The organism is Cellulomonas algicola, assembly GCF_003851725.1.
In the GTDB taxonomy this organism is placed as follows: domain Bacteria; phylum Actinomycetota; class Actinomycetes; order Actinomycetales; family Cellulomonadaceae; genus Cellulomonas; species Cellulomonas algicola.
The window spans coordinates 1-24,578 of record NZ_BHYL01000053.1 but is presented as its reverse complement, the minus strand read 5'-3'; the positions used below and the strand labels follow the sequence as shown (position 1 = coordinate 24,578).

The window sequence follows — 24,578 nt, the reverse complement described above, 5'->3', positions numbered from 1 at the left end:
GTCGAGCGGGGCGCGCGCCCGTCGACCCGGACGGCGGCGCGTCCGTCGTCGGACCGGTGTCGGGCAGCGACCTCGCCACCTCGACCGCGGCCGGCAGCCGCCTGCCGGCCGCGAGCGCGACGGGCACCGCGACGGCGGCGGCGACGGCGAGGTGGACGACGGTCGGGACGCCCGCGGCGAGGGTGGCGGTCCCAGCGAGGGTCGCGACGGTGATGCCGACGCTCCACGCCGCGTGGCACCCGCTGAGGATCGGGCGTCCGATGCGCTGCTCGGCGCGGACCGCCGTGGCGTTCATGGAGACGTCGAGCGCTCCGTTGGCCGCGGCGACCACGGCGATCGCGGCGACGTAGGAGGCCGTGCCGGGGACGGCGCCCAGCAGCGCGACGGCGAGGGGGAGCGCGACGACCGCGACGCGGGCGACGGCCTCGGGGCCGACGCGTCGCAGCAGCGGGCCGAGGGCCTGCATCGTGGTGATGGCGACGGCGCCGAACAGCACGCTCGTGAGCCCGTAGGCGCGGTCGTCGAGGCCGTGCTCGACCTTGAGCGCGGCGGAGCGGACGACGAAGCCGCCGAAGGACAGGCCGCTGACGAGGAACAGCGCGGTCGTGGCGCGGTGCGCGGCGGGCGTGACGGTGGGAGTCATGCCCGGGTGACGGGCGAGGACCTCCGTTCACGACATCCGCGGCCGCCCGGCGTCGATGTCGCGGCCCGCCGGGAGGGTGCGGGTGCGCCTGGCGGTCGACGTCGGGCGCGGTCGTCCGTGACGTGCCGCCGCCCCCGGAGGCGGACCTCCGAGGGCGGCGGGTGGTGCGGGTCGTGCGGGCCTCAGCCGGTCGGGAAGCTGTCCGCCGTCACGATGCGGCTGCGGACGAACTGGCCGGACTGCGACAGCTGCGACGTGCCGTAGCTCGAGCCCGAGCACGTGCCGGCGCGGAAGGCGGCGCTGCTCTCGTTCGCGTCGGAGTACGTCCAGTTGACGTGGCTGATCTTGAGAGAGTCGAGCAGGTCGAGCCACGTCGTCGACGACGCGAGGTCGACCGTGCCGCCGCCGGTCGCGCTCGTGGTGCCCCACTCGGACACGAACAGCGGCAGCTTGCTCGCCGCGTTCCGCACCTCGTTGCGGTAGTTGTCCAGGTGGGACGCCGCGTAGAAGTGGAAGGTGTACATGATGTTCGAGAAGGCGAGCGGGTTCGCGACGATCTCCGCCGACGTCGAGCCGTTGGAGACGCCGAGCGACGACCAGCCGCGGGTGCCGACCAGGATCACGGCGTCGGGGTCGGCGGCGCGGATGATCGGGATGACCTGGTTGGCGTAGGTGCGGATCTGCTCCCACGAGACGCCGTTGGGCTCGTTCGCGATCTCGTAGATGACGTTCTTCTTCGCCGCGTTCCGGCTGGCGACGTTGCGGAAGAACGTCTTCGCGTTCTCGAGGTTCACGTTCGGGTCACCCGGCGTGAGCGTGTGGAAGTCGATGATCGAGTACATGCCGCGCTGCTCGGCCTGGTCGACCAGGCTGTTGACGCGCGACGTGAAGCCGGCCGGGTCGGTGACGTAGCCGTCCTCGTTCACGTACATCGCGATCCGCAGGACGTCGGCCTTCCAGTCGTTCGCCAGCGTGTCGAGCGAGGCGGTGTTGTAGCACTTCGCGAACCACTGCAGCCCGTGCGTGCTGACGCCGCGGAGCTGGATCGGCTTGCCGTACTGGTTGCAGAGGTTGACGCCGCAGACGCGCAGCTGGCCGTTGATCGCGACGGGCGTCGTGCCCGTCGGCGGCGGGGGAGTCGTGGTCTGCGTCGGGGTCGGCGTCGGGCTCTGGGTGGGCGACGTCGTGGGCGTCGGCGTGCCGGTCGTGGAACCGGTGCAGGCGACGCCGTTGAGCGTGAACTGGGTCGGCACGGCGTTCGACCCGCTCCAGGTGCCGTTGAACCCGAAGCTCGCGGTACCGCCGGTCCGGACCGCGCCGTTCCAGGCGACGTTGCGGGCCGTGACGGCGCTGCCGGACTGCGTGACGTCGGCGTTCCAGGCCTGTGTGACCTTCTGGCCCGACGGGAACGTCCAGCCGACGGTCCACGACGACACCGGGTCGCCGAGGTTGGTGACGGTGACGTTAGCCCCGAAGCCGGGGTTCCACTGGTTCGTGATGGCGTAGTCGACCGTGCAGCCGGCCGCGGCCTGTGCCGACATGGCGGTGATCGCGCTGATCCCCGACATGGCGAGCACGGCCGCCGACAGCAGCGCGGCGACTCTCGTGCGCTGGGACATGGAGCTCCTCGTGCGTGGTGGGGTGCGACACGGCCGCGTCCCCCGGCGAGGTGCACGACCGCTCGTGAGGAGGGTGCGCCCGTCAGCGCTTGACCGCTACAGCGGCGGCCCGTCCAGGCGCGAGGTAAACGTTTCAGCCACGGTCGGGTGACGGCGGTGCGACGGTCGGCAGGGCGCGCGCGGGCCCGCTGCGGGACGCGGTGCCGGACGGCCCGGGCGCTGCGCCGCCGGACGTGGTCGCGGTCGGGGCCGGGGTCGGCGTGCCGGACTGGGTGGGCATCGGCGTCGGTGTCGGGTACGGCGGGTGGCGGTCGTTGCACGACGTCAGCACGTCGAGCGGGTCGGCCGTGCACGTGTCGGCGCCGTCGCCGCCGTCGAGCCGGTCGTTCCCCTCGACCCCGTCGGCGCCGCGCAGCGTGTCCGCGTCGCCCAGCCCGCGCAGCAGGTCGGCACCGAGACCGCCGATGAGCGCGTCCCGCCACGGCGAGCCCGTCAGGACGTCGTCGCCCGCACCGCCGCGCACCTCCTCGACGTCGGGCGACGCGTTCCACGGCGGCGGCGCACCCACGGCGTCACCCTCGCCGGCCGACCCGTCGCCGCCGAAGCCGTCGAGCGTCACGGTGACCGGCGCCGAGCGCGCGCCGTAGTCCGCGACGTCGTGCCCGGGACCGCCGACGACCTGGTGCGCACCGTCGGGGGCCGCCCCCAGGACGAAGCGGTCGCCGCCCTGACCGCCCTCGGACCGGCCGCTGTCCGCGCCCGCGTCGAGCACGTCGGCACCCCAGCCGCCCTGCAGCAGGTCGTGGCCGTCGCCGCCGAGCAGCACGTCGTCGCCGTCGCCCCCGATCAGCACGTCGTCGCCGCCGAGACCCGAGACGCGGTCGTCGCCCGCGCCGGCGCAGATGACGTCCGCGTCCGGCGTGCCCGTCAGGGTGTCGGGCCCGTCGGTGCCGCGGATCGTGCACGGGCGGCCGGGGGCGGTGTCGTACCGGACGTAGTCCCACGTGGACGAGCCCCGGTACGTCTCGAACCCCAGCCCGACCGTCCCCGCGCCGCGTCCCGTGAACGTCCGGTCCAGCACCGTGCGGCCGTCGACCGTCAGCCGGACCTGCTGGCCGCGCGCCTCGAGGTGGTACCGGTGCCAGCGGTGCGTGTCGAGCGGGATCACCTGGCGGTCCTCGTACGGGTAGAGCACGCACACCTCGCCGGGTGCGAAGCCGACCTGGACCAGGTCCATGGTGTCGCCGACCCACAGGAGCGTCGGCGGCGGCGTGCCCGTCTCCTCGTCGAGGCACGCGCCCGTCGCGTCGCGGCCGAGCCGCATCCGGACGTCGACGTCCCACCCGGTGAGCCGCCCCGACGCGCCGGTCCACTCCGACGTCCCCGCGGTCTCGAGCAGCATCACGAGCGTCTCGCGGCCGATCGTGATCGCGCCGCCGCGCGTGCTCGTGACCGGGTCCCCGCCGAACCCGATCACCTGCCACGGGTCGGCGGGCGGGCGCGTGAACTCCTCACGCTGCACGTCGCCGGCCCACGCAGGCGCGGGCAGCAGCATCGTGAGCACCGCGACCGCCCCGACGGTCAGTCCGAACCGCGTCCGTCTCGTCATCGAGCCCTCCCGGGTGTCGGCGTGGTGCGCACACTAGGGGCGTGGGACCCGGCCGAGCGCGCCCGTCGGCCGACCGAAAGGCTTCACCGCGACGACGCTGCACCTTCGGGCACCGACACCCCGGGAGGGACGATGGACGGCACCGCCTTCACCCCGCAGGAGGTCGCCTACCTGCGCGACCACCCGGTCGCACGCGTCGCGACCGTCGGCGAGCAGGACCAGCCGGACGTCGTGCCGGTCGCGTGCGAGTTCGACGGGGAGGCGTTCTGGTTCGGGGGCGGTGAGGCGGTCCTGCGGACGCGCAAGGTCCGCCACGTGCTCGCGGGCCGGCGCCGCGTCGCGATCGTCTTCGACGACGTGCCGTCGATGGACCCGTTCACGGCCCGCGGCGTGCGCGTCTACGGCGTCGCCGACGACCCCGTCGAGCGGGCCGGGATGATCGGGCCCGGCTGGTACGTGCGGGTGCGACCGACCGAGTCGTGGAGCTGGAACCTCGACGGCGAGCCCGCCGGCGACGCGTGGTACCCCGTGACGCACACGGTCCACCCGTAGCCGGCGGGCCCTCCCGGGTCAGTGCCAGTCGGAGATCGCGAGGTCGTCGGGTGCCGGGGCGCCTGCTCCGGTCTCGACGAGCTGCTTGAGGCTCACCAGGAACGTGGCCCACTTGGTGCTGCAGTGCGACATGAACTCGACGGGCTCGCGCCAGCCCTCGTGCGCGAACAGCACGATGACGTACTCGCCGTCCTGCCGGAGCTCCCAGCGCACGGTCGTGCCGATCCACTCCTCGGGACCGTCGACGACCTCCCAGACGACCTTCCGACCCGGCTCGGACTCGAGCACGACCATGTCGAAGCCGCCCTGCGGGAAGCGGAACGCCAGCAGCCCGCCGACGTCCGGGTCGCCGGTCGTGTCGGTCGTCCACCAGCCCGACAGACCGTCGATCGTGGTGAGTGCCGCGTACACGTCGTCCAGGGCGGCCGATCGCATGCCGACCCTGTGGATGATGTCCACCATCTCGAACCCTTCCTTCTGCTCGGTGCCGGTTCTCCTCGGGGTACCGGTCACTTCTTCTGGCTGCGTGCGATCGCCTCGGCGATCCGCTTGATGCGCTGGAGCCGGGCGTCCCAGGCCTGGCCCACGTCGGCGAGCTGGGCGACAGCACGGGCGAGCTGGGCCTCGTCGACCTCGTAGCGCCGCTCGCGCCCGGCGGGCGTGACGTGCACGAGCCCCACGCGGTCGAGCACGACGAGGTGCTTGGCGACGGCCTGCCGCGTCACGGGCAGGCGCTCGCTGAGCGAGGTCGCGGTGCCCGGTCCGTCGGTGAGCAGGAGGTCGATCATGCGGCGACGCGTCGGGTCCCCGACCGCCGACCAGAGGTCGTCGTCGACGGCCGTGCTCATCGCGTCGCGACCAGCCGTTCGGCGTGCGCCGCGATGGCGGGGACGAACACGTCCCAGCCGTTGACGTGGTCGGCGTAGGCGGCCTCCATGACGGCGGCCTCCCAGCCCTTCTCGCGGAAGCCGGTCTCGGTGAGCCGCAGCAGCGTCCCGGACCCGGCGGGCACGAGCTCGAAGGTCACGAGCAGCGCGGCAGCGACGGGGTCGTCGGCGTCGTCGGGCACCCAGCGGAACGAGAAGAGCCGCGGCGGGTCGGCCGCGACGACGGTGAGCGGCTCGACGTGCTCGTCGGCGGTGCCGCGTCCCCACGCGACCTCGGTCCCGCTGCCGGGTTCGGCGGAGAGGTCGGTCTCCGCGCCGTTCCACCAGTCCCGGATGTGCCCCGGGCTGCTGAGCACCTCGAACACGACCTCCGGTGCCGCGTCGACGTGGATCTCGCGCTCGATGCTGCCGAACTCCATGGCTTCTCCCGTTGTTCGCAACGATTGGTTGCGTATGACGGTAGACCCGGCGGGGGCCCAACGCAACCATCGGTTGCGAATTGGTCGGCGCAGCCGTCCCCGACGCACCGGGCGTCGGGCCTCGCGTGCCGGGGGTCCGACGTGAGGCGTCAGCCGTCGGTGGAGCAGAAGCCCGTCGGCCGCAGGACGCGCGCCGGCACGCCCGCGACGACCGTGTCGGGCGGCACGTCCCTCGTGACGACCGCACCCGCGCCGACGATCGCGCCGTCGCCGATCGTCACGCCCGGCACGACGGTGACCGCGGCGCCGAGCCACACCTTGCGCCCGATCACCACGGGTGCGGGGAGCATGTCGCCCCGACGGGCCGGGTCGGAAGCGTGGTTCAACGTGACCACGGTGCAGCCGTGACCGATCAGGGAGCCGTCGCCGACGGAGATGCCGCCCGCGTCCTGGAAGCGGCAGCCCATGTTGACGAAGACGTCCCGCCCGAGCGTCAGGTTCTTGCCGAACTCGCAGTGGAACGGCGGGAAGAGCGTCACGGACTCGTGCACCGGGCGGCCGGTGAGGCGGGACAGAAGCGCGCGCACCTCGTCGGGCGTCCGGTACCCGGTGTTGAGCTCGGCACCGACGCGCATCGCCTCCTGGGCGGCGTCGTGCAGGAAGGCGTGCGCGGGCGAGCCGGCCTCGAGCAGCCGGCGTGCCCCGACGTGGTCGAGGAAGTCCTGCAGGTCCACGGGCGTCTCCTCGTCGGCGGGCGCGCGCGTCATGCGGGCGGTGTCGCCGCGTGGACCGGGTCGGCCGCCCACGACGCCAGCAGGCGCAGCCGCTCGGCCGACGGCGACCCCGGCTCCGCGGTGTAGACCATGAGCACCTGGCCCGGCTCGGCGGTGATCGCGAGCTCCTCGTACGCGAGCACGAGCTCGCCGACGACCGGGTGGTGGAACCGCTTGGTGCCCGCGCCGTGCGTCCGCACGTCGTGCGCGCCCCACAGCCGGCGGAACGTCTCGCTCCGGGTCGACAGCTCGCCGACCAGGTCCTGGAGGCCCTTGTCGTGCGGGTCGCGCCCGGCCTCCGCGCGCATGATCGCGACGCACATCTCCGCGAACAGGTCCCAGTCCGGGTAGAAGTCGCGCGCCGCCGGGTCGAGGAACTGGAACCGGGCGAGGTTGGGCGTGCGGCCGCCGTCGCCGATCACGGGGGAGTAGAACGCGCGGCCGAGCGCGTTGGTCGCCAGCAGGTCCTGCCGCTGGTCGCGGACGAACGCGACGCCGTCGGTGATCGCGGCGAGCGCCCACTGCAGGCTCGGCCGGGGCGTCGTCGAGCGCGTCGTCCGTCGGCGGACGCGTCCGGACGACGGGATGCCGTCGGCGGCCCGGGCCAGGTCGAACAGGTGCGCCCGCTCGGCGTCGTCGAGCATGAGCGCCCGCGCGACCGCGTCGAGGACGGACGCCGACGCACCGCCGATCGCCCCGCGCTCGAGCTTCGCGTAGTACTCGACGCTCACGCCCGCCAGCGCGGCGACCTCGCTGCGCCGCAGGCCGGGGACGCGACGGTTCGCGCCGCCCACGACGCCCGCCGCCTCCGGGCTGACCTTCGCGCGCCGCGACATGAGGAACTCGCGCACGTCCGACCGGTTGTCCATGCTCCCGACGGTAGGCCGGACCGCGCCCGCGAGACAGGCCGTGACGTGGGGTGCACCGCCGGTACACCCCACGTCAGGGACTCCTCGCGTCGACGCCGGTCGGGTTCGCTGGACGCATCCCGACAGAGTCCCGACAGAGAGGCACCACCACCATGCGTGCAGTCGTCATGCACTCCCCGGGCGACGTCCGGGTCGACGAGACCGAGCGGCCGACGATCGTCGAGCCGACCGACGCGATCCTGAGGCTCGCCGCGACCTGCATCTGCGGCTCCGACCTGTGGCCCTACCGCGGCACCGACCAGGTCGACCACCAGCCGATGGGCCACGAGTACGTGGGCGTCGTCGAGGAGGTCGGCTCCGCCGTGACGCACGTGAAGGTCGGCGACTTCGTCGTCGGCACGTTCTTCGCGTCCGACAACACGTGCGCGATCTGCCAGGCCGGCTACCAGACCCACTGCGTGCACCGGCAGCCCGGCGCCCTCCCCGGTGCGCAGGCCGAGCACGTGCGCGTCCCCCTGGCCGACGGCACCCTCGTCGCCACGCCCGGCATGCCGGACCCCGACCTGATCCCGTCGCTGCTCGCGGCGTCCGACGTGCTCGGCACCGGCTGGTTCGCGGCCGTCGCCGCCGAGGTCGGCCCGGGCAAGACCGTCGCCGTCGTCGGCGACGGAGCCGTCGGCCTGCTCGGCGTGCTCGCCGCGAAGCAGCTCGGCGCCGAGCGGATCATCGCGATGTCCCGGCACGAGGACCGGCAGGAGCTCGCGCGCCGGTTCGGCGCCACGGACGTCGTCGAGGAGCGCGGCGACGCGGGCGTCGCACGGATCAAGGAGCTCACCGACGGGCTCGGCGCGCACAGCACGATCGAGGCCGTCGGTACGCAGGAGTCGATGATGCAGGCGATCCGCTCGACCCGGCCCGGCGGTCACGTCGGGTACGTCGGCGTCTCGCACGACGTCGCGCTGCCCGGCGAGGAGCTGTTCTTCTCCGGCGTGCACCTGCACGGCGGCCCCGCACCCGTGCGCCGGTTCCTGCCCGAGCTGATCCGGCTCATCTGGGACCGGGAGATCGACCCCGGCCTGGTCTTCGACCTCACCCTGCCGATCGAGAAGGCCGCCGAGGGCTACCAGGCGATGGACGAGCGCCGTGCGACCAAGGTGCTGCTCACGTTCTGACCGCGGTCCCGCCGTCAGGTGCCCCCGGCGGCCTGGCCCGCAGCGCTGACCAGCCGCAGCACCACCCAGACGGCGAAGAACACGAGCACGATCGCCCACCACCGCCACTCACGCCGGGAGTAGCGGACCGAGAGCGACACGATCAGCCACGGCAGCAGGGCGGACCCGACCGCGCTGCCCATGGCCCGCGCGGAGAAGATCCCGAGCGCGGCCTGCGCGAGCACCAGGACGACGACGAGCGCGCCCGCCACGATCCCCACGGGGCCGAACGCGGCCTGGCGGTCGCGGCGGGTGCCGCCGTCGTCGGAGACCCACAGGTCCCAGCCCGCCGGCGGCGGGCCCCACGCGGGGTCGGGCTGCCAGCCGGACGGAGGCGTCCAGCCGGCGGGCGGGGCGGGCCAGTTCGGGGGCGGGTTGAGTCGCTGCACGGGACGGGACCGTAGCCGCGCGACGCCGACCACCGTCCAACTTGTCCCCAGACGCATCCGCCGACTCGACGTGGCCCGTCGCATCCGCGGATCCGGCGTGCCCAGGCGCCGACGAGGCGTCGCAGGCCGCCGCGCCGCCGCCGCGCCGCCGCCGCGCCGCCGCTGCGCTCGTCGTCCCGGGTCAGCGGACCCGGCGGAGCCGGAACAGGTAGGGCTCGGCCATGCCGCGCGCGTCCATCGCACCGACCACGGAGCCGTCGTCGTCGGCGCGGAACGCGTCGACGATCGGCAGGTCGTCGTAGACCATCGCGGCCGAGACGACGCCGCGGTAGCACACCTCGCGCAGCCGGGCGCGGGGGCGACGCGTCGTGACGAACGGCCGCACGAGCGCGAACGCCGCGGCGGCGGGCGGTGTCCGCAGGAGCGGGGCGGCGCGCAGCACGAGCCCGAACGGGACCAGGCCCGGGTGGACGCGCACCACGCCGTGGCCCGACCGGAACAGCAGCGGGTGCGCGGTGTCGTCGTCGTCGAACCTCTTGCCGAACCAGCCGAGGTGCTCGAGCACGCCGTCGAGCGGGTGGCCGGTGGGGATCCCCGCGCCGCGCCACGTGCCGCGCAGGTCGGTCGTGGCGACGGGCGGGAGGGCGTCGAACCGCTCCAGCGCGGACGTCACGAGGCCTCCTCGGTGCCGCTACCGGCGTCGGTCTCGGTGCCCGTCACGGGACGGGTGTCGGCGTCGTGCCCGTCGAGCGGTCGGCGCAGCACCCACGTCGCCGCGGTCCCCGACGCGGTGACCTGGCGGGTCCGCGGGTCGACGCTGGTCCAGCGGTGCTCGTGCGCGCGGACGCGCCGGTAGCCGCGACGTTCGTACCAGCCGACGACGGGGTCGTCGCGGTCGGCGTCGAGGCTCAACGCGGACGCGCCGCGGTCGCGCGCCGCGTCCTCGGCGGCGTGCACGAGCCGCTCGCCCGCGCCACGGCCGCGGTGGTCGGCGTCGACGTGCAGCCCGTAGAGCCAGGGGTGCGGCGGGTCGCAGTCGTTGTCCCAGCGGATGCTGACGGTCCCGACGGGACCGGTGGCGTCCTCGGCGACGAGCAGTGTCTCGCGGCCGTCGCGCGCCTCCTCGACGCGCCACAGCGCGCGGTTCCCCGAGTCGGCGAACCGCGCGAGGGCGGGGAGGTCGTCGGCGCGACCCGGCCGGACGCGCACGCCGGTCGCGCGGTCGTCGGTCGTGCCGCGGCCGCTCGTGCCGAGGGCCGTCGTGTCGCGTCGGGTCTCGTCGTGTCCGTCGTGGTCGGTCATGCGGGCCGCGACCTCAGCGCGCGCCGAGCGCGGCGTCGATCAGCACCTCCGCCGCGGCGCGGGCCTGGCGGGCGGCGTCCGCGCGGCCGGCGATCGCGGCGGTCGTCTGGGCCCCTTCGGCGAGCAGGGCGAGCTGCGCGGCGAGGGCCTGGTCGCCCCCGGCGTCGGCGGTGAGCCGGGCGACGTGGTCCTGGAACGACTGCTTGTGCACGCGGACCGCGTCGGCGACGGCGGGCGACGTCGCGCCGAGCTCGCCGAACGCGTTGATGAACCCGCAGCCGCGGAACGTGTCGTCGGTGAACCACTCGGCGAGGAAGTCGAAGATCGCGAGCAGGCGCTCGCGCGGGTCGTCGACGCCGCTCAGCGCACCGCTCAGGCCCGCCTCCCAGATCCCGTGCCGCGCGTCGAGCACCGCGAGCACGAGGGCCTCCTTGCCGGGGAACTCGGCGTAGAGGCGCTTGAGGGAGACGCCGGCCGCGGTGCGGACCTCGTCCATCCCGACGGCCTGGATGCCGCGCGCGTAGAACAGCGCGTCGGCGGTGGCGACGACGCGGTCGCGCACGTCGGTCGTCGTGGTCTGCCCGGTCGCCCGTGTCACGGTCCACCGCCCTTCACCGGGCCGTCGCCCGGCGTTCTGCTCCCCGCCCTTGCGCTGAGAACGCTCGTTCTCTAGTGTAAGCGACATCGGCGGAGAACGATCGTTCTCCCACGGACGAGAAGGAGCCAGGCCATGGGACGCATCACCGTCGGCACGGAGAACTCGGTCGACATCGAGCTGCACTACGAGGACAAGGGCACCGGCCAGCCGGTCGTCCTCATCCACGGCTTCCCGCTCGACGGCAACTCGTGGGAGGGCCAGACCGCCGCGCTCCTCGACGCCGGCTACCGCGTCGTGACGTACGACCGTCGCGGCTTCGGCCAGTCGAGCCAGCCGTCCGTCGGGTACGACTACGACACGTTCGCGGCCGACCTCAACGTCGTGCTCGAGACGCTCGACCTGCGCGACGTGGTCCTGGTCGGCTTCTCGATGGGCACGGGCGAGGTGGCCCGCTACCTCGGCACGTACGGCTCGACGCGCGTCGCGAAGGCCGCGTTCCTCGCGTCGCTCGAGCCGTTCCTCACCAAGACCGAGGACAACCCCGAGGGTGGCGCGCCGGCGTCGTTCTTCGAGGACATCGCGGCGACCGTCCGCCAGGACCGGTACGCCTACTTCACCGCGTTCTACCAGGACTTCTTCAACCTCGACGAGAACCTGGGCACCCGCATCTCCGAGGAGCAGGTGCGCCACGCGTGGGACGTCGCCGCCGGGTCCGGCTCGGTCGCGTCGGCCGCCGCGCCGCTCACGTGGGGCACGGACTTCCGCGACGACATCCCGAAGATCGACGTGCCCGCTCTGATCCTGCACGGCACGAGCGACCGCATCCTCGACGTCGACGTGACCGCACGCCGGTTCGTCAAGGCGCTCCCGTCGGCCGAGTACGTCGAGATCGAGGGTGCGCCGCACGGGCTGCTCACCACGCACACGGCCGAGGTCAACGAGGCGCTGCTCGCGTTCCTCGCGCGCTGACGCGACCGCGCTCCGCGGCGCGCGGTCTGCCGGCCGCGCGCCGCAGCGGTCCCGGGCCGCACAGGACGAGGTGCCCGTCCCTCCCCGGGGCGGGCACCTCGCCGTACGACGCGGTCAGGCCGCCTGGCAGGAGACGGTGGCACCCGCGCCCGTCCCCGTGCCCTGGAACCCGAAGCCGGTGCCCTGGCCGGCTCGGAGGGCGCCGTTCCACGCCGCGTTCGTGACGGTCATCGGCTGACCGCTGCCCGCCCGCACGCCGTTCCACACCTGCGTCGCCGACGCCCCGGACGGGAGCGTCACCTGCACCCGCCAGCCGTCGAGAGCGCGGAGCGCCGTGAGGTCGACGTTCGCGACGAACCCGCCCGGCCACTGGTTGACGACCGTGTAGGTCGCGGAGCACGCGGCCGTCGGGTCCGGCGGCGTCGTGGTGGGTGTCGGGGTCGGTGTGGGCGTCGGGGTGGGGGTCGGCGTCGGGGTGGGCGTGGGTGTCGGGGTCGGCGTCGGGTCCGGGCCGAGGACGAGGTTCCTCTGCTGCACCGTCCACTGCCCGCCGCTGCACAGCCCGCAGCCCGACGTGACGAACGTCCGCCCGGCCTGCGTGTCGCCCTTGAGCTGCCACTTCGCCCAGAGGACCGCGGCGCGGCCGAACTCGCCGCCGTTCGTCTGGTCGTACGTCCCGCCATGGCCGACGGGCAGGTTGCCCATGAACGCCGGGAGCCCCGCCGGGAGCTTGCCCCAGTCGTCCATCGCGTTCGGGTACGCGATGTCGCCGGGCCCGCCGATGATGTAGGCGATCGGGTGGTCGAGGCGCCGGAGCTGGTAGTCGTCGGCGTCGTTCAGCAGGCCGCTGCTGAAGATCATCGTCGTCGTGACCCGCGGGTCTCCGGACACCGCGTACGCCTCGAGCCCGCCGCACGAGAAGCCGGCGACCGCGATCTTCGACGTGTCGACCCGGTCGCGCAGCGGGCTGCCGGAGCGGGACGACTCCGCGACGGCCCAGTCGATGGACTGCGTGAGCCACGACGACGTCGACGAGCCACCGCCGTTCGGGCTGCCGTTGGAGATGACGAGGAACCCGTGCGACGCGATCTCGCGGAGGAACGGCAGCGCGGAGGTGCCGTTGGCCGAGCAGGCGCCGTTGCTCCAGACGAACACCGGGAGCCTGCCTGACGGCAGGTTGACGGGCCGGTAGATCGTGTGGTTCGGCAGGCTCGACGAGGTCTCGTGGTCGGCCGGGTAGGGGCCGGACCCGCCGGCGGCGGCGGACGCGGGCGGCAGCACGGTGCTGCCGAGGAGCGCGCCGGTCACCAGGGTGACCGCGACGGTCGCCCACCTGTGTCGTCGTTGTGCCATCCCACATCCCTCCTCGGGCCCCGGAGTGTCGGCGCGGGCGGTGCTCTTGCGCGCACGGCGAGGCGATGACGTGCTGCTCCACCTTCGCGAAGCGGTTCGGGCGCTGTCGAGGCGGGCGAGGGCGGAACGTCGACCCGAATCGTTTTTCACCGGTGTAGAGACAAGGTCCGAGCGTGCGCGCGGATGTTGCCCGAGCACTCCTCAACCGATCGGTTGACAGATGCGGGCATGCCGTCCATGGTTGTCGTCAACCAGATGGTTGAGGAGGATCCATGGCGGCGACCGACCCGCTCTCCCGCGCGTTCGCGGCGCTCGCCGACCCGACGCGCCGCGACATCGTCGCGCGACTCGCCGACGGCGACGCGACCGTCGGGCAGCTCGCCGAGCCCTACGACATCACGCTCCAGGCGGTCTCGAAGCACCTGCGCGTGCTCACCGACGCGGGCGTCGTCCGGCGCGACCCGGAGGACCGGCGCGCACCCGTCCAGCTCGACGCGGAGGTGTTCGCGCTCATGACCCGCTGGATCGAGCGGTACCGCCGCCAGGCGGAGGAGCGGTACCGCCGCCTCGACGACCTGCTCGCCGAGCACCCGACCGGCGACCGCACCGGCCTCACCGGCCTCGCCGACCCCACCCGCCGCACCGACCGCACCACCGGACCCGAAGGAGGCCGCGCATGACCAGCACCCGGCACGAGACCGAGGTCGTCGCCCCCGACGACCTGCCCGTCGTCCGCCTCGTCCGCGAGTTCGACGCGACGCCCGACCGCGTCTTCCGCGCGCACGTCGACCCGGACCTGCTGCTCCGCTGGTTCGGTCCGGCCGACACCCAGACCCGCCTCGACACGTGGGACTGCCGCTCCGCGGGCTCCTACCGCTACACGCACGTCTCCGGCCCGATGGAGCTCGTCTCGTACGGCTCGTTCCACGAGGTCGTGGAACCGTCGTCGATCGTCCAGACCGTCGCCGTCGAGGGCATGGGGGACGGCGTCGTGCTCGAGCGCTACCGGTTCGAGCCGCTGCCCGGCGGCCGGACGCGCCTCACGGTCACGACCCTCGCCGAGGACTTCACGACGCGCGACCAGATCGTCGCGAGCGGCATGGAGCACGGCGTCCGTGAGGGCCACGAGCGGCTCGACGCGCTCCTCGCGGACGGCTCGGTGGCATGACCGGGACCGAGGCGGTCGTCGTCGGTGCCGACCGGCGACGCGGCGTGCGCTCCCGGATCGCGACCGTCCTCACGTGGGTCGCGCGCGCCGCGCTCGCGCTGGTGTTCGTCGGGGCCGGGGCGTCGAAGCTCGCGGGGGAGGCGGCGATGGTCGAGATGTTCGACGACATCGGCGCCGGTCAGTGGCTGCGGCTCGTGGTCGGGGCGCTCGAGGTCGCGGGCGCCGTCGGGGTGCTCGTCCCGCGCGTCGCCCTGCTCGCCGCGGCAGGACTCACGCTGCTCATGGTCGGCGCCACGCTCACGAACCTGCTCGTGCTGGGCGCGAGCCCGGTCGTGACCTTCGCGCTCGGCGTGCTCGCCGCGACGGTCGTCGTCGTGCTGCGCCGCCGGCAGACCGCGCAGGGCTGACGGCGCGGACCGGCCCGGGCGTCGACGCGGACGTGGTCGTTCCCCGGGCCGAGACGCGCAGGCCCTGGTCGACGTCGCGCCACTGGTGCACGGTGACCATCGCCATCGCGGCGTCGAAGGCGTCGTCGTCGAACGGCAGGTGCTCGACCGTGGCGTCGAGGGCCGGTGCCGCACCGGCCGGTCGCTGCGCGCGCATCGCCGCGGACGGCTCGACGGCGAGGACGTACCGGTCGGCCGGCTCGTACGACCCCGCGCCGGCGCCCACGTTCAGCACCGTGCGGGCGCTGCCGAGGGCCGCGTGCACCCGGGCGGCGATGCGCGGGTCGGGCCGGCGGACGTGCGCGTAGCCCGCCCCGAGCCGCTCGTAGTCGACGTCGCCGGCCGGTCGCTCACGGTTCGCCATGCGGCCAGGACAGCACGGGGCTCACCGTGTCGTCGGCGCCTTTCCCCGCCGGTGCGGCACGAGAGCGGCGCGGCCGTGGTGCCTCGTGGTCAGAGCAGGGCGTGGACCAGCCGGGTGCCCACGTCGTCCATCTCGTCGAGCCATCGCGCGCGCTGCGCGTCGTCGGCCTCGTTGACCGACGCGAGGACCGTCCGCTCCACGACCGTGGGCGACGTCGGGGAGCCGAGGTACGTGCCGACGCAGCGCTCCCAGATCGCGGCGAGCGGGTTGCCGAACACGGTCGCCTCCCGCTCCGCCGGTGTGTCGGTCGTGTTGACGACGACCAGACGGCGGACCGCGAGCAGCGGCTCGGGCAGGCCGCCCGCGTCGGGCAGGCGGTACGCGACGCCGGGCACGAGGACCCGGTCGAGCCAGCCGGCGAGGATCGCGGGCGGCTTGCCCCACCAGTTCGGGTGCACGACGACGAGCGCGTCGGCGGACGCGAGGCCCGCGCGGTGACGGTCCAGGAGCGGATCGCCGGACGGGCCGCCGAGGTGGAGGTCGGGCCCCACGACGAACGACTCCTCGGCGCGCAGGACGGGGTCGAACCCCTCGGCGTACAGGTCGTGCGTGACGAGGTGCGCGCCCGCGCGGGTCACGGCGTCGCCGATCCTCCGGGCGAGCGCGTGGTTGAGGCTGTCGGGTCGCGGGTGCGCGAGCACGAGCACGACGACGGGCGCGGGCCCGTCACCGCGTGCGTGGACCTGCGCGTCCCCGCGGGACGCCGCTCCTGCCGTCATCCGGTCCTCCCCGTCGCGCTCCGGGCCGCGTCCGTCGTGACGGTACCGGAGGGCGACCGCGCGCCTCCGGTCGATATGTTCAGGCGTACACATACTGTGTACGATCGTCCGCATGACAACCGACTACTTCGCCGGTGACCCCCGCACGAACCGCGAGCGCATGCTCGCCGGTGACCTCTACATCGCCGACGACCCGGACAGCGGGCGCATCGCCCGCGAGGCGTTCCGGCTCTCCGACGCCTACTACCGCGCCGAGTCCGCGGGCGAGCCCGACGCGCGCGAGCACCTGGTCGCGCTGCTCGGCACCCTCGGCGAGGGTGCCTACGTCAAGCCGCCGCTGTTCGTCGACTACGGCGAGAACATCCACGTCGGCGCGCGCACGTTCGTCAACTACAACCTCACCGCGCTCGACGTCGCGACCATCACGATCGGCGAGGACTGCCAGATCGGCCCGAACGTCCAGCTGCTCACCCCGACCCACCCGGTCGACCCGCAGCCGCGGCGCGACAAGCTCGAGGCCGCCAAGCCGATCACGCTCGGCGACAACGTCTGGCTCGGCGGTGGCGTCATCGTCTGCCCGGGCGTGACCATCGGTGACAACACCGTCGTCGGTGCCGGGTCCGTCGTGGTGCGCGACCTGCCCGCCAACGTCGTCGCAGTGGGCAACCCTGCCCGTGTCGTGCGGCAGATCGGCCCCCAGGGCGAGGCGCGGTGACCGAGCGGCGGCGGCGCCGTCACGACCCCGAGCGGCGCGACCGCATCGTCGACGCGTGCCTCGAGGTCGTCGGGGAGGTCGGCGTCGCGGGTGCGTCGACCCGCCGCGTCGCCGCCGCCGCCGACGTGCCGCTCGGGTCGATCACCTACCACTTCGACAGCGTGGACGCGCTGCTGTTCGAGGCCTTCGAGCGGTTCGCGCGGCGCATGAGCGACCGCTTCGAGGCGTCGATGGCGGCGGTCGACGGCGTCGCGGAGGCCCGGCGGGCCGTCGCCGACCTCGTCGCGGTCGACGTGCTCACCGACCCGCACGAGCTCGTCCTGACCCACGAGCTCTACACGCTCGCTGCCCGCGACCCGCGCTACCGCCGGCTGACGCACGCGTGGATGGCCCGCAGCCGGCACGCGCTCGCACGGCACTTCGACCCCGCGACCGCGCGGCTGCTCGACGCCATGATCGAGGGCCTGACGATCCACCGCGCCCTCGACACCGAGCCGCGCGACCGCGACGAGATCGAGCTGGCCGTCGAACGCCTCACGCGCACGACGGCGCACGTCGACTGACCGCGTCGTCGGCTCGGGATCGCTCGGCGACCGACCGCGTCGTCGCCCGGCCTCGCGCGGCGACCGACCGCGTCGTCGGCTCGGCCTTGCTCGGCGACCGACGGGTGGCGGTCGCGCTAGCCTCCGCGCATGAGCTGGGCCGTCGTCGCGCGCCGTGTCCGCGACCCGCACGTCCCGCTGCCGTACCGGCTGAGCGCGCTGCGCTCGCTCGTGAACCGGCACCACCCGCTCGGGTTCGGCGGCACGCAGCAGCACCTCGGCGACCTCGTCGGCACGTCCCGACCGCCTGGTCCCGGTTGGACCGGCGACGACGTGCTCGCGGCGCTCGACGTCCTGGAGGAGTCGCGCGCGAGCCGGCTGCGCTACGCCGAGGCGTTCGCGGAGCGGCGCCGGCAGGAGAAGGCGGAGCACCGGCGTCAGCCGACACGGGCCGACGTCGACGCGCTGCGCCGCGCGGAGTGGGTCAAGGACGTCGACGAGGCGTCCGTGCGGCACGCGAGCGTCCGCGAGCGCCGGCGCACGTCCCGCTGAACCCGAGCGGGTGCTGGATCAGTCCGTGCCCGACGTCTCGATGCTCCCGGACCGGTGCAGGACGGTCTCGGCATCCCGCCACTCGTCGCGGTCCTGCGGCGGCAGCAGCACCTCCGCGCCGAGCAGCGTCGCGGTCCCGCCGACCGCCGCCTCGAGCTGCGCGGCGAGCACGACCGCCTCGGCGACGGCCACCCGCGACTCCAGCGGGTCGTCGATCGCGAGCCCCACGACGAGCGCGCCCTCGCGCGTGACCGTGACGTTCGCGCCGTGGTGCTCGCGTGCCCGGACGTAGATCGTGAACGCGCCGGTGTCCTGCGGCGTGCGCGCCAGGTCGGCGAGCAGCGCGCGGTCGCCGGGCAGGGGTGCGCCGTGGACGTACGTGCGCTCGACGGCGGTCAGCCGGTCGTCGCCGGGGCGCTCGACGTCGACGTGGTCGGCGAGGAAGCGCCGCAGCGCGTCCGCACGGTTCTCCGGTGCCACCCACACGTGGACGTCGACGACGGGTGCCATGCGGCAGCGTAGACGCGCGGCTCAGGCGGCGAGGTGGAAGGTCGTCGCGAAGCGGGAGAGCAGGTCGCCGGGGCCGTGCAGCACCTCGACGACCCCGGTCGCGATCGCGCGGTCGGGGGAGAGGGCGCCCGAGATGACGCGGTGCAGGTCAGGGCTGGCCGCGAAGGACAGGTCGACGGGGCCGTCGCCGCGTGTCACGGCGAGCGACGGCCCGTCGACGCGGACGAGCAGCCCGGCGTCGCCCACGTGCGCCGCGTAGGCGGTCGCCGGCAGCGTCGCCGCGACGTCGGGGCGGAACGCGGTGCGCAGCGTCATCGTCAGGGCGTCGGGCGTGACGACCTGCTCGTCGCGGGGGTCGCCCATCGCCTTGAAACCCCACGCCCCGAGCGCGAGCACGACGGGTTCGAGCTCGCGGCCGTAGGGCGTGAGCTCGTAGACGATGACGCGCGACCGGGGTGCGCGCCGGATGATGCCCGCCGCCTGGAGCTCCTTGAGCCGCGCCGCCAGGACGTTCGTCGGGATGCGGGGGAGCCCGGCGGCGAGCTCGCCGTAGCGCCGGGGCCCGACGAGCAGGTCACGGACGAGGAGCAGGGCCCACCGCTCGCCGACCAGCTCGAGGGCGCGCGTGATCCCGCAGTACTGCCCGTAGTCGCGTGCGGCCATCGGCCTCAGGCCTGCTGGCTCGCGACCGCGTCGGGACCCTGCGCGGCGGCGGCCGGGTCCATCCAGCCGAACTCGAGGACGTTGCCGTCGGGGTCGGTGAGGCCGCGCTGGTACATGAAGCCGTAGTCCGACGCGGGCCGCGGCTCGGTGCCGCCCGCGGCCAGTCCGGCGGCGGCGGTCGCGTCGACGGCCTCGCGGCTGTCGAGGAAGACCGCGGTGGACACCGACGGGCTCACGGCGGGGTCGCCGAGCGGCAGGTCGGTGAACGTCTGGAAGTACTCGCGCGTGAGCAGCATGAACGCGCTGTGGTCCTCCTCGACGACGACGCAGGCTGCGTTGTGGTCGGTGAACATCGGGTTGATGGTGAAGCCGAGCGCCGTGTAGAAGCTCTTCGCGCGCTCCAGGTCGGTCACCGGCAGGTTGACGAACATCGCGGTCATGGCGCTCTCCTCAGCGGCGGTGCGAGCGGTGCGGACGCCACCACGCTTGCAAAAAACAAGTGAAGGGTCAAGGGGTTCGGCTGACCGCCGGCCCGGCCGCGCTCAGCGGCGTGCGGCCGCGCACCGACCCGTCGTCTGCCGGCCGGCGCACGGAGCGCACCGGGGCCTCGGGGGAGGCCGCCGCACCACCACCCGGCCGGGCGCACCGACTCCGACGCGGCCTTCGGCCCGCTCCGTGGCCCCGCAGCGCGGGCCGGTCGCCGGGCGACGTCAAGCCGTCGGCACCCAGTACCGGCGCTTGGCCGGCCGCCCGTCGACCGGGACGCGGTCCTGGAGCACCCCGCCGCACCGCTCGATGGTCTGCGCGGACGCGACGTTGTCGTCGTCGCACGTCACGAGCGCCCGCTCGACACCGACGGACCGGGCGACGACCAGCGACTGCCGCAGCATCTGGGTCGCGTAGCCCCGTCGGCGGTGCGCGGGCCGCACGGCGTACCCGATGTGCCCGCCGACGAGGGCGAGGGCCTCGTTCAGCGCGTGCCGTACCGACACCCGCCCGACGAGTACGCCGCCCACGTCCGCGACCAGGAACGTCGCGGGCACGCGGCCCGGCAGCAGATGCACGCCCGCGCGCTCGTCGGCCAGGTGCGCCAGGTAGCGGGACCAGTCGTCGCGACGCCCGTCGAGCAGGAACTCGAACCCCTCGCGCGCGAGCTCGTCGTGCGCGGCCCACGCCTCCGCCTCGTCGGCGGCCGTGAGCGGCCGCAGCACCAGCGGCGAGGTCACGACCCCTCCATGCACACGGTCGCGGTCTCGTCGACGAGGTCGCGAGCGGCGGTGAGCGTCGCACGCAGCGCGTCAGGGTCCGCGCCGACGGCGGCGCACAGCGCCTGCGCCCGCACGCCGAAGTCCCGTGGAGCGTCGGGCAGTCGTCCGGCCGCGGCGACGGCACCCTTCTCGTTGGTGACCCAGCGACCCGCGTGCGCGTGCAGGGCGTGCGCGCACAGCAGGACCGCGCGGAACAGGCACCCGGCGACGTACGCGCTGTCGCCCCGCCCGACCGCCTTGGCCGCGACGTCGACGCTGAACGCGGCCTCCCAGAGGCCGCCGACGACCGCGTCGCGCAACGCCGGGGGATAGGCCGACGCCTCGTCATGCAGCGCCGCGACCTCGCCCGACGGGTCCGCGAGGACGACCGCGGCGGCGACCTCGCCCGCGTACGCGAACGACGGCACTCCGAGCGGATGACCGGCCTGCGCGTGCCACGCGAACCGGCCCTCCTGCGCCTCCTGCCAGCTGCGCCGCACGCGGTCCAGGTCGCGGTAGAGCACGTCGACGGCGGTGCTGTCGACGTGCAGCCACCCCCCGCCGTCGACCCACGGCCCCCACGCGCCGGGCGCGGTCACCTGCGCCTCCGGACCGGCGATCTCACGGACCACCGCGCCGAGCGCGTCCACGTCGAGGGGTGGCCGGTAGTAGAGGCCCAGGTCCACGTCGGACTCCGCGGCGTGGTCGCCGCGGGCCCGGCTCCCGCCCAGCACGACGGCCCGCACCCCGGGCACCTCGACCAGGCGCTCCGCCACGTCCCGCAGTCGCGCGTCGCTCAGCACCGCCCCAGCATGCCGGTGGCTGGCGGGTGGCCCGTCGCCGGCTGTATCTGCCGCATTGTTGGAGATAGGCTCGGGCCATGGCCAACGCCACGGCGATCTTCCGCAGCGACACCCAGGCGCGGGTGCTGCGGGCACTGGCGCGCGCGGCGGACGCCATCACGGCCAGCGACCTCGCGCGGCAGCTGGACGAGCCGCTGTCGACCGTCGCGCGCGAGGTCTCGCGCCTCGTGGAGACGGGGATGGTCCTCACGACGTCACGTGGTCGTCGGACGCTGCTGCGACCGAACTGGTCCAACGGGTACATGCGCGCCGCGCGCGACGCGTTCGACTACGAGGACGGCCTGCGCACGCAGGAGCCGTCCCCGCGCTGGTGGCGCACCGTGCCCGAGATCGTCGAGGACGTCCGCCCCGAGCTGCGGGACGGCAACGAGCCTGCTGCCCTCCGGATGCTTCTCGACGGCCTCAACTCCCTGCCCCGTGCGGCGGCGGCTGGACGCGTCGACGAGATGCTGGCCGAGCCACCGTCGACCGGTGACGAGCGCTGGGACGCGCTGATCGCCGGGAGCGTGCGGTACGTCGCCCGGCGGGCCGGCGTCGGGGCGCCCGACTGGACCCGTCGGCGCCCGCTCGCTGCCTGGTGGTGGCCCACAGGACGCGGTGCCCGCGCCGCCGTCGCGATGCAGCGCACCCCGGTCGAGCTCGCGCGGCTGGGCATCTGGTTCGACGAGCGGAACTTCACGACCGCATGAGCGAGCACGGTCCGACGCTGTCCCGTGCCGAGGTCATCGGCCTGCTCACCGAGCTCGGTGCCGTGCTCCACCGCGACGGCCTGCACGCGACGATCTACGTCGTCGGGGGCGCCGCCATGTCGATCACCCTGGACTCCCGCCGGGTCACGCGGGACGTCGACGCGGTGTTCCGCACGGAGACGGACGGTCTGCGCACCGCTGCCCGCGAGGTCGCGACCCGGCACGGGCTCGACCCCGAGTGGCTCAACGACCGGGTCACGTCCGCCGTCGTCGGCCTGGTGAGCGACGAGGGCCAGACCGAGCTCGACGTCCCCGGGTTGTCCGCCGCCGTCGCCTCGCCCGAGCACCTGCTCGCGATGAAGATGCTCGCCGGACGCGAGCGCGACCTCGACGACCTCGTCGTCCTGTTCCGTCACCTCGGCATCACCGCGCCATACCAGGCCGTCGAGATCACCGAACGCGTCTTCGGGGGTGGCCACCCCGACTCCGCCCCGCCGCTGGAGTACCTGGAGCTGCTCGCCGAGGACGTGCTCGACCGGATGGACGTCTGAGGCCGCCGGGCTTCACCGCGCCACACATTTCCCGTGACGCGTGTCGTGGCGCTGCCTATCCTGCGAGAGCCGTGCGACAGGACGAGGAGGTGGTACCCGTGAACGCTGGATCGATCAGGGTGCTCCCCTCCGGGGTCACGGTCGGGCGATAGGTCGCCCGGGAGCGCCGCCCACGCGCACTCCCGAGAGGCACGACCATGGACTTCACCTCCGAGCACCGCCACGACGACGGGGTCCTCGAGCGCGACTTCGCGCTCGGCGACATCCCCGGCACCCTCTGGACCACCGGCTCCGCACCGGCCCCGCTGGTCCTCATGGCCCACAACAACGGCCTTCCCCGACGCGACGCGCGGCTCGTCGCGCGCGCCCGGTTCCACGCCGCGACGTACGGCTACGCAGTCGCGTCGATCGATGCCGCGGGCTGCGGCGACCGGCCCCGCACGGCCGCTGCCGACCAGCTGCGCGTCGACCTGAGGCGCGCGATGCAGGCCGGCGAGCCGGTCGACGAGATCTTCGAGGCGATGGTCGGCCCGATGGTCGACGACGCCGCCCCGGAGTGGCGCACTACGCTCGACGCCCTGCTCGACCTGCCCGACGTCGCCGGGCCGGTGGGGTACTCCGGCTGGATGGCGCTCGGGATCCGGCTTGCGGTGACCGAGCCTCGGATCGCGGCGGCGGGCTTCTTCGCGGGCGGGTTCGTGCCGCGGGCCGTGCGGGCGGAGGCACCGCGCGTCACGATCCCGGTGCTCGTCCTGCTGCAGTGGGACGACGAGGGGAACCCGCGGCAGCGGGCGCTGAACCTGTTCGACGCGTTCGGCAGCGTCGAGAAGACGCTGCACGCCAACCCGGGCGGTCACCTCGGCACCCCACGGTTCGAGCTCGAGGACGGGGCACGGTTCTTCGACCGGCACCTGCGATGAGGTGGGGCGTCGGCCGGGCACGACGACGCCCGGCCGACGGCCCTGGCGGTGCACCTCCCCGACGGCGACGTCCCACTGATCGCACCGGGCACCGATGATCGGGCGGACGGGCGGCCACGGCCGCGAGGCTGAGGAGCGGAAGGGAGCACCGTGATCGCCTGGCTCAACCGGCTCGTCGACGCCGTCGAGGACAGCCTCACCGAGGACCTCGACGTCGTCCGCCTCGCCGCCACGCTCGGCACGAGCGAGTACCACCTGCGGCGCATGTTCTCGTCGCTGGCCGGGATGCCGCTGTCGGAGTACGTGCGGCGCCGGCGGATGACGCTCGCCGCGGCCGACCTCGTCGGCGGTGCGGACGACCTGCTGACCGTCGCCGTGCGCTACGGGTACGGCTCGGCGGAGGCGTTCGGCCGGGCGTTCCAGTCGGTGCACGGCGTCGGCCCGGGTCAGGCCCGGCGGGACGGCGGTCCCTTCCGTACGCAACCCCGCCTCAGGTTCCGCCTGACCGTCGAAGGAGCCAGTCCCATGGACGTCCGCCTCGTCACCCGCCCCGCGTTCCGCCTCGTCGGGCACGCCGCCCGCGTCCCGCTCGTGCACGAGGGGGTCAACCCGGCGATCCAGCAGCACGTCGTGTCGATCGCGCCGGCCGAGCACCGGCGGCTCAAGGCGCTCGCCGACACCGAGCCGTCGGGCCTGCTCGCGGTGAGCGCCGACCTCGACCCGGACCGCCGCGAGGGCTCGGAGCTCACCTACCTGCACGGCGTCGCGGTCTCGGACGACGCCGAGGTCCCCGACGACCTGGACGTGGTCCCCGTCGACGCCGGGACGTGGGCCGTCTTCCGGGCGTCCGGCCCCTACCCGCAGACGCTGCAGAGCGTCTGGGCCGCGACCGCGACCGAGTGGTTCCCGTCGAACCCGTGGCGTCTGCGTCCCGGGCCCGAGGTCGTCGCGGTGCTCGAGCGCGCCGACGACCTCAGCACCGCCACCGTCGAGCTCTGGCTGCCCGTCGAGGGCGGCTGACCGGCGCGGCGGGTCGCCGGGTCGCTGCCGGCGTCGTTCACTGGTGCGTCCGTACGACCGCCGACCGATGCCGGGAGCAGCACCGCATGAACGACTGGAACACGCACGTCATCGAGGAGTTCCGCGCGAACGCCGGGCAGGTCGGCGGCCACTTCGCGGGCGAGCCGCTGCTGCTCCTGCACACCACGGGAGCCCGCACCGGTGAGCCGAGGGTCAGCCCGATGATGTACCAGGACCTCGGCGACGGGCGCCTCGCGGTGTTCGGGTCGTTCGCGGGGCGCGACGTCCACCCCGCCTGGTTCCACAACCTCGTCGCCCACCCCGGGGTGAGCGCCGAGGTCGGGTCGGGGGGGGGG

Annotated in this window: 34 protein-coding genes; 14 read left to right on the top strand and 20 right to left on the bottom strand. The window is 74.3% G+C overall.

What is annotated here, in order from left to right; all coding sequences use genetic code 11:
- The 3 genes from CTKZ_RS04015 to CTKZ_RS04005 form a co-directional block, all read right to left on the bottom strand.
- The coding region (locus CTKZ_RS04015) for an MFS transporter (RefSeq protein WP_148090455.1) at positions 1-643 on the bottom strand (643 nt) is incomplete at its 3' end.
- Positions 644-825: 182 nt separating this feature from the next.
- Entirely contained in the window at positions 826-2,262 is a 1,437-nt protein-coding gene (locus CTKZ_RS04010; protein WP_124341729.1) for a cellulase family glycosylhydrolase, read from the bottom strand.
- Positions 2,263-2,395: 133 nt separating this feature from the next.
- On the bottom strand, positions 2,396-3,871 hold the full coding sequence (locus tag CTKZ_RS04005) for a calcium-binding protein (RefSeq protein ID WP_124341728.1): 1,476 nt from the start codon (positions 3,869-3,871) through the stop codon (positions 2,396-2,398).
- 132 nt (positions 3,872-4,003) lie between these two features.
- Here CTKZ_RS04005 and CTKZ_RS04000 point away from each other — a divergent pair, with 132 nt between their 5' ends.
- On the top strand, positions 4,004-4,423 hold the full coding sequence (locus tag CTKZ_RS04000; protein ID WP_124341727.1) for a PPOX class F420-dependent oxidoreductase: 420 nt from the start codon (positions 4,004-4,006) through the stop codon (positions 4,421-4,423).
- 18 nt (positions 4,424-4,441) lie between these two features.
- Here the strand turns inward: CTKZ_RS04000 and CTKZ_RS03995 are convergent, their stop codons facing one another.
- The 5 genes from CTKZ_RS03995 to CTKZ_RS03975 form a co-directional block, all read right to left on the bottom strand.
- Entirely contained in the window at positions 4,442-4,936 is a 495-nt protein-coding gene (locus CTKZ_RS03995) for an SRPBCC family protein (protein WP_235843295.1), read from the bottom strand.
- Positions 4,933-5,271, bottom strand: coding sequence for an ArsR/SmtB family transcription factor (locus tag CTKZ_RS03990; RefSeq protein WP_124341726.1), 339 nt, complete (start codon positions 5,269-5,271; stop codon positions 4,933-4,935). Before CTKZ_RS03990 ends, CTKZ_RS03995 begins: the two co-directional genes overlap by 4 nt.
- Positions 5,268-5,729 (bottom strand): SRPBCC domain-containing protein, encoded by a 462-nt coding sequence (locus tag CTKZ_RS03985; protein ID WP_124341725.1) that lies wholly within the window; start codon positions 5,727-5,729, stop codon positions 5,268-5,270. Before CTKZ_RS03985 ends, CTKZ_RS03990 begins: the two co-directional genes overlap by 4 nt.
- A gap of 149 nt (positions 5,730-5,878) precedes the next feature.
- Positions 5,879-6,496 carry a DapH/DapD/GlmU-related protein gene (locus tag CTKZ_RS03980; protein WP_235843293.1) on the bottom strand — a complete coding sequence of 206 codons (618 nt, stop codon included), beginning with the start codon at positions 6,494-6,496 and terminating at the stop codon, positions 5,879-5,881.
- Entirely contained in the window at positions 6,493-7,371 is an 879-nt protein-coding gene (locus CTKZ_RS03975; RefSeq protein WP_124341724.1) for a helix-turn-helix transcriptional regulator, read from the bottom strand. Before CTKZ_RS03975 ends, CTKZ_RS03980 begins: the two co-directional genes overlap by 4 nt.
- Before the next feature lie 152 nt (positions 7,372-7,523).
- Between CTKZ_RS03975 and CTKZ_RS03970 the strand changes: the two genes are divergently transcribed.
- Entirely contained in the window at positions 7,524-8,543 is a 1,020-nt protein-coding gene (locus tag CTKZ_RS03970) for a zinc-dependent alcohol dehydrogenase family protein (protein ID WP_124341723.1), read from the top strand.
- Positions 8,544-8,557: 14 nt separating this feature from the next.
- Here the strand turns inward: CTKZ_RS03970 and CTKZ_RS03965 are convergent, their stop codons facing one another.
- The 4 genes from CTKZ_RS03965 to CTKZ_RS03950 all read right to left on the bottom strand — a co-directional run bounded on the left by CTKZ_RS03965 (position 8,558) and on the right by CTKZ_RS03950 (position 10,871).
- On the bottom strand, positions 8,558-8,971 hold the full coding sequence (locus tag CTKZ_RS03965) for a hypothetical protein (protein ID WP_124341722.1): 414 nt from the start codon (positions 8,969-8,971) through the stop codon (positions 8,558-8,560).
- Between the two features lie 181 nt (positions 8,972-9,152).
- A complete protein-coding gene (locus CTKZ_RS03960; RefSeq protein ID WP_124341721.1) occupies positions 9,153-9,644 on the bottom strand; it encodes a GXWXG domain-containing protein in 492 nt (163 codons plus the stop codon).
- The gene (locus CTKZ_RS03955) at positions 9,641-10,273 is read right to left on the bottom strand and encodes a GNAT family N-acetyltransferase (RefSeq protein WP_124341720.1); all 633 of its coding nucleotides are present in this window, start codon (positions 10,271-10,273) and stop codon (positions 9,641-9,643) included. The genes CTKZ_RS03960 and CTKZ_RS03955 overlap by 4 nt, the downstream gene beginning before the upstream one ends.
- A gap of 13 nt (positions 10,274-10,286) precedes the next feature.
- Positions 10,287-10,871, bottom strand: a complete 585-nt coding sequence (locus CTKZ_RS03950; protein WP_235843292.1) for a TetR/AcrR family transcriptional regulator — start codon at positions 10,869-10,871, stop codon at positions 10,287-10,289.
- Between the two features lie 132 nt (positions 10,872-11,003).
- On the opposite strand from CTKZ_RS03950, the gene CTKZ_RS03945 reads away from it, so the two are divergent.
- The gene (locus tag CTKZ_RS03945) at positions 11,004-11,840 is read left to right on the top strand and encodes an alpha/beta fold hydrolase (RefSeq protein WP_124341718.1); all 837 of its coding nucleotides are present in this window, start codon (positions 11,004-11,006) and stop codon (positions 11,838-11,840) included.
- 114 nt (positions 11,841-11,954) lie between these two features.
- On the opposite strand, the gene CTKZ_RS03940 is transcribed toward CTKZ_RS03945, so the two are convergent.
- Complete coding sequence (locus tag CTKZ_RS03940) at positions 11,955-13,193, bottom strand: cellulose binding domain-containing protein (RefSeq protein ID WP_124341717.1); 1,239 nt, start codon at positions 13,191-13,193, stop codon at positions 11,955-11,957.
- A gap of 272 nt (positions 13,194-13,465) precedes the next feature.
- Between CTKZ_RS03940 and CTKZ_RS03935 the strand changes: the two genes are divergently transcribed.
- From CTKZ_RS03935 to CTKZ_RS03925, 3 genes are read left to right on the top strand one after another with little or no spacing between them, the layout of a single operon-like run.
- Positions 13,466-13,873, top strand: a complete 408-nt coding sequence (locus CTKZ_RS03935; RefSeq protein WP_124341716.1) for an ArsR/SmtB family transcription factor — start codon at positions 13,466-13,468, stop codon at positions 13,871-13,873.
- The gene (locus CTKZ_RS03930) at positions 13,870-14,361 is read left to right on the top strand and encodes an SRPBCC domain-containing protein (protein ID WP_124341715.1); all 492 of its coding nucleotides are present in this window, start codon (positions 13,870-13,872) and stop codon (positions 14,359-14,361) included. The genes CTKZ_RS03935 and CTKZ_RS03930 overlap by 4 nt, the downstream gene beginning before the upstream one ends.
- Positions 14,358-14,768 (top strand): DoxX family protein, encoded by a 411-nt coding sequence (locus tag CTKZ_RS03925; protein WP_124341714.1) that lies wholly within the window; start codon positions 14,358-14,360, stop codon positions 14,766-14,768. Before CTKZ_RS03930 ends, CTKZ_RS03925 begins: the two co-directional genes overlap by 4 nt.
- Here CTKZ_RS03925 and CTKZ_RS03920 read toward each other — a convergent pair.
- On the bottom strand, positions 14,659-15,171 hold the full coding sequence (locus CTKZ_RS03920) for a methyltransferase domain-containing protein (RefSeq protein ID WP_124341713.1): 513 nt from the start codon (positions 15,169-15,171) through the stop codon (positions 14,659-14,661). The genes CTKZ_RS03925 and CTKZ_RS03920 overlap by 110 nt on opposite strands.
- Positions 15,172-15,260: 89 nt before the next feature.
- Positions 15,261-15,950: an NAD(P)H-dependent oxidoreductase gene (locus CTKZ_RS03915; protein ID WP_124341712.1), complete on the bottom strand. Its 690-nt coding sequence runs from the start codon at positions 15,948-15,950 to the stop codon at positions 15,261-15,263.
- 112 nt (positions 15,951-16,062) lie between these two features.
- Here CTKZ_RS03915 and CTKZ_RS03910 point away from each other — a divergent pair, with 112 nt between their 5' ends.
- The 3 genes from CTKZ_RS03910 (at position 16,063) to CTKZ_RS03900 (ending at position 17,759) form a co-directional block, all read left to right on the top strand.
- The gene (locus tag CTKZ_RS03910) at positions 16,063-16,665 is read left to right on the top strand and encodes a sugar O-acetyltransferase (RefSeq protein ID WP_124341711.1); all 603 of its coding nucleotides are present in this window, start codon (positions 16,063-16,065) and stop codon (positions 16,663-16,665) included.
- Entirely contained in the window at positions 16,662-17,228 is a 567-nt protein-coding gene (locus tag CTKZ_RS03905; RefSeq protein ID WP_124341710.1) for a TetR/AcrR family transcriptional regulator, read from the top strand. The genes CTKZ_RS03910 and CTKZ_RS03905 overlap by 4 nt, the downstream gene beginning before the upstream one ends.
- Positions 17,229-17,357: 129 nt before the next feature.
- Complete coding sequence (locus CTKZ_RS03900) at positions 17,358-17,759, top strand: hypothetical protein (RefSeq protein WP_124341709.1); 402 nt, start codon at positions 17,358-17,360, stop codon at positions 17,757-17,759.
- An 18-nt stretch (positions 17,760-17,777) separates the two neighbouring features.
- On the opposite strand, the gene CTKZ_RS03895 is transcribed toward CTKZ_RS03900, so the two are convergent.
- The 5 genes from CTKZ_RS03895 to CTKZ_RS03875 form a co-directional block, all read right to left on the bottom strand.
- Complete coding sequence (locus CTKZ_RS03895) at positions 17,778-18,269, bottom strand: hypothetical protein (protein ID WP_124341708.1); 492 nt, start codon at positions 18,267-18,269, stop codon at positions 17,778-17,780.
- Positions 18,270-18,290: 21 nt separating this feature from the next.
- Positions 18,291-18,932 carry a winged helix-turn-helix transcriptional regulator gene (locus CTKZ_RS03890; RefSeq protein WP_124341707.1) on the bottom strand — a complete coding sequence of 214 codons (642 nt, stop codon included), beginning with the start codon at positions 18,930-18,932 and terminating at the stop codon, positions 18,291-18,293.
- 5 nt (positions 18,933-18,937) lie between these two features.
- Positions 18,938-19,372 carry a VOC family protein gene (locus CTKZ_RS03885; RefSeq protein WP_124341706.1) on the bottom strand — a complete coding sequence of 145 codons (435 nt, stop codon included), beginning with the start codon at positions 19,370-19,372 and terminating at the stop codon, positions 18,938-18,940.
- Between the two features lie 270 nt (positions 19,373-19,642).
- Complete coding sequence (locus CTKZ_RS03880; RefSeq protein WP_124341705.1) at positions 19,643-20,158, bottom strand: GNAT family N-acetyltransferase; 516 nt, start codon at positions 20,156-20,158, stop codon at positions 19,643-19,645.
- Positions 20,155-20,982, bottom strand: a complete 828-nt coding sequence (locus tag CTKZ_RS03875) for a nucleotidyltransferase family protein (protein ID WP_124341704.1) — start codon at positions 20,980-20,982, stop codon at positions 20,155-20,157. The genes CTKZ_RS03880 and CTKZ_RS03875 overlap by 4 nt, the downstream gene beginning before the upstream one ends.
- Positions 20,983-21,059: 77 nt before the next feature.
- On the opposite strand from CTKZ_RS03875, the gene CTKZ_RS03870 reads away from it, so the two are divergent.
- The 5 genes from CTKZ_RS03870 to CTKZ_RS03850 form a co-directional block, all read left to right on the top strand.
- Positions 21,060-21,731, top strand: coding sequence for a helix-turn-helix domain-containing protein (locus CTKZ_RS03870; RefSeq protein WP_124341703.1), 672 nt, complete (start codon positions 21,060-21,062; stop codon positions 21,729-21,731).
- The gene (locus tag CTKZ_RS03865) at positions 21,728-22,282 is read left to right on the top strand and encodes a DUF6036 family nucleotidyltransferase (protein ID WP_124341702.1); all 555 of its coding nucleotides are present in this window, start codon (positions 21,728-21,730) and stop codon (positions 22,280-22,282) included. The genes CTKZ_RS03870 and CTKZ_RS03865 overlap by 4 nt, the downstream gene beginning before the upstream one ends.
- Positions 22,283-22,479: 197 nt before the next feature.
- Positions 22,480-23,202, top strand: coding sequence for a dienelactone hydrolase family protein (locus tag CTKZ_RS03860; RefSeq protein WP_124341701.1), 723 nt, complete (start codon positions 22,480-22,482; stop codon positions 23,200-23,202).
- Positions 23,203-23,352: 150 nt separating this feature from the next.
- On the top strand, positions 23,353-24,222 hold the full coding sequence (locus CTKZ_RS03855; RefSeq protein ID WP_124341700.1) for an AraC family transcriptional regulator: 870 nt from the start codon (positions 23,353-23,355) through the stop codon (positions 24,220-24,222).
- An 86-nt stretch (positions 24,223-24,308) separates the two neighbouring features.
- Positions 24,309-24,578: nitroreductase/quinone reductase family protein (locus CTKZ_RS03850; RefSeq protein ID WP_124341699.1), on the top strand; the 270-nt coding region annotated here is incomplete at its 3' end.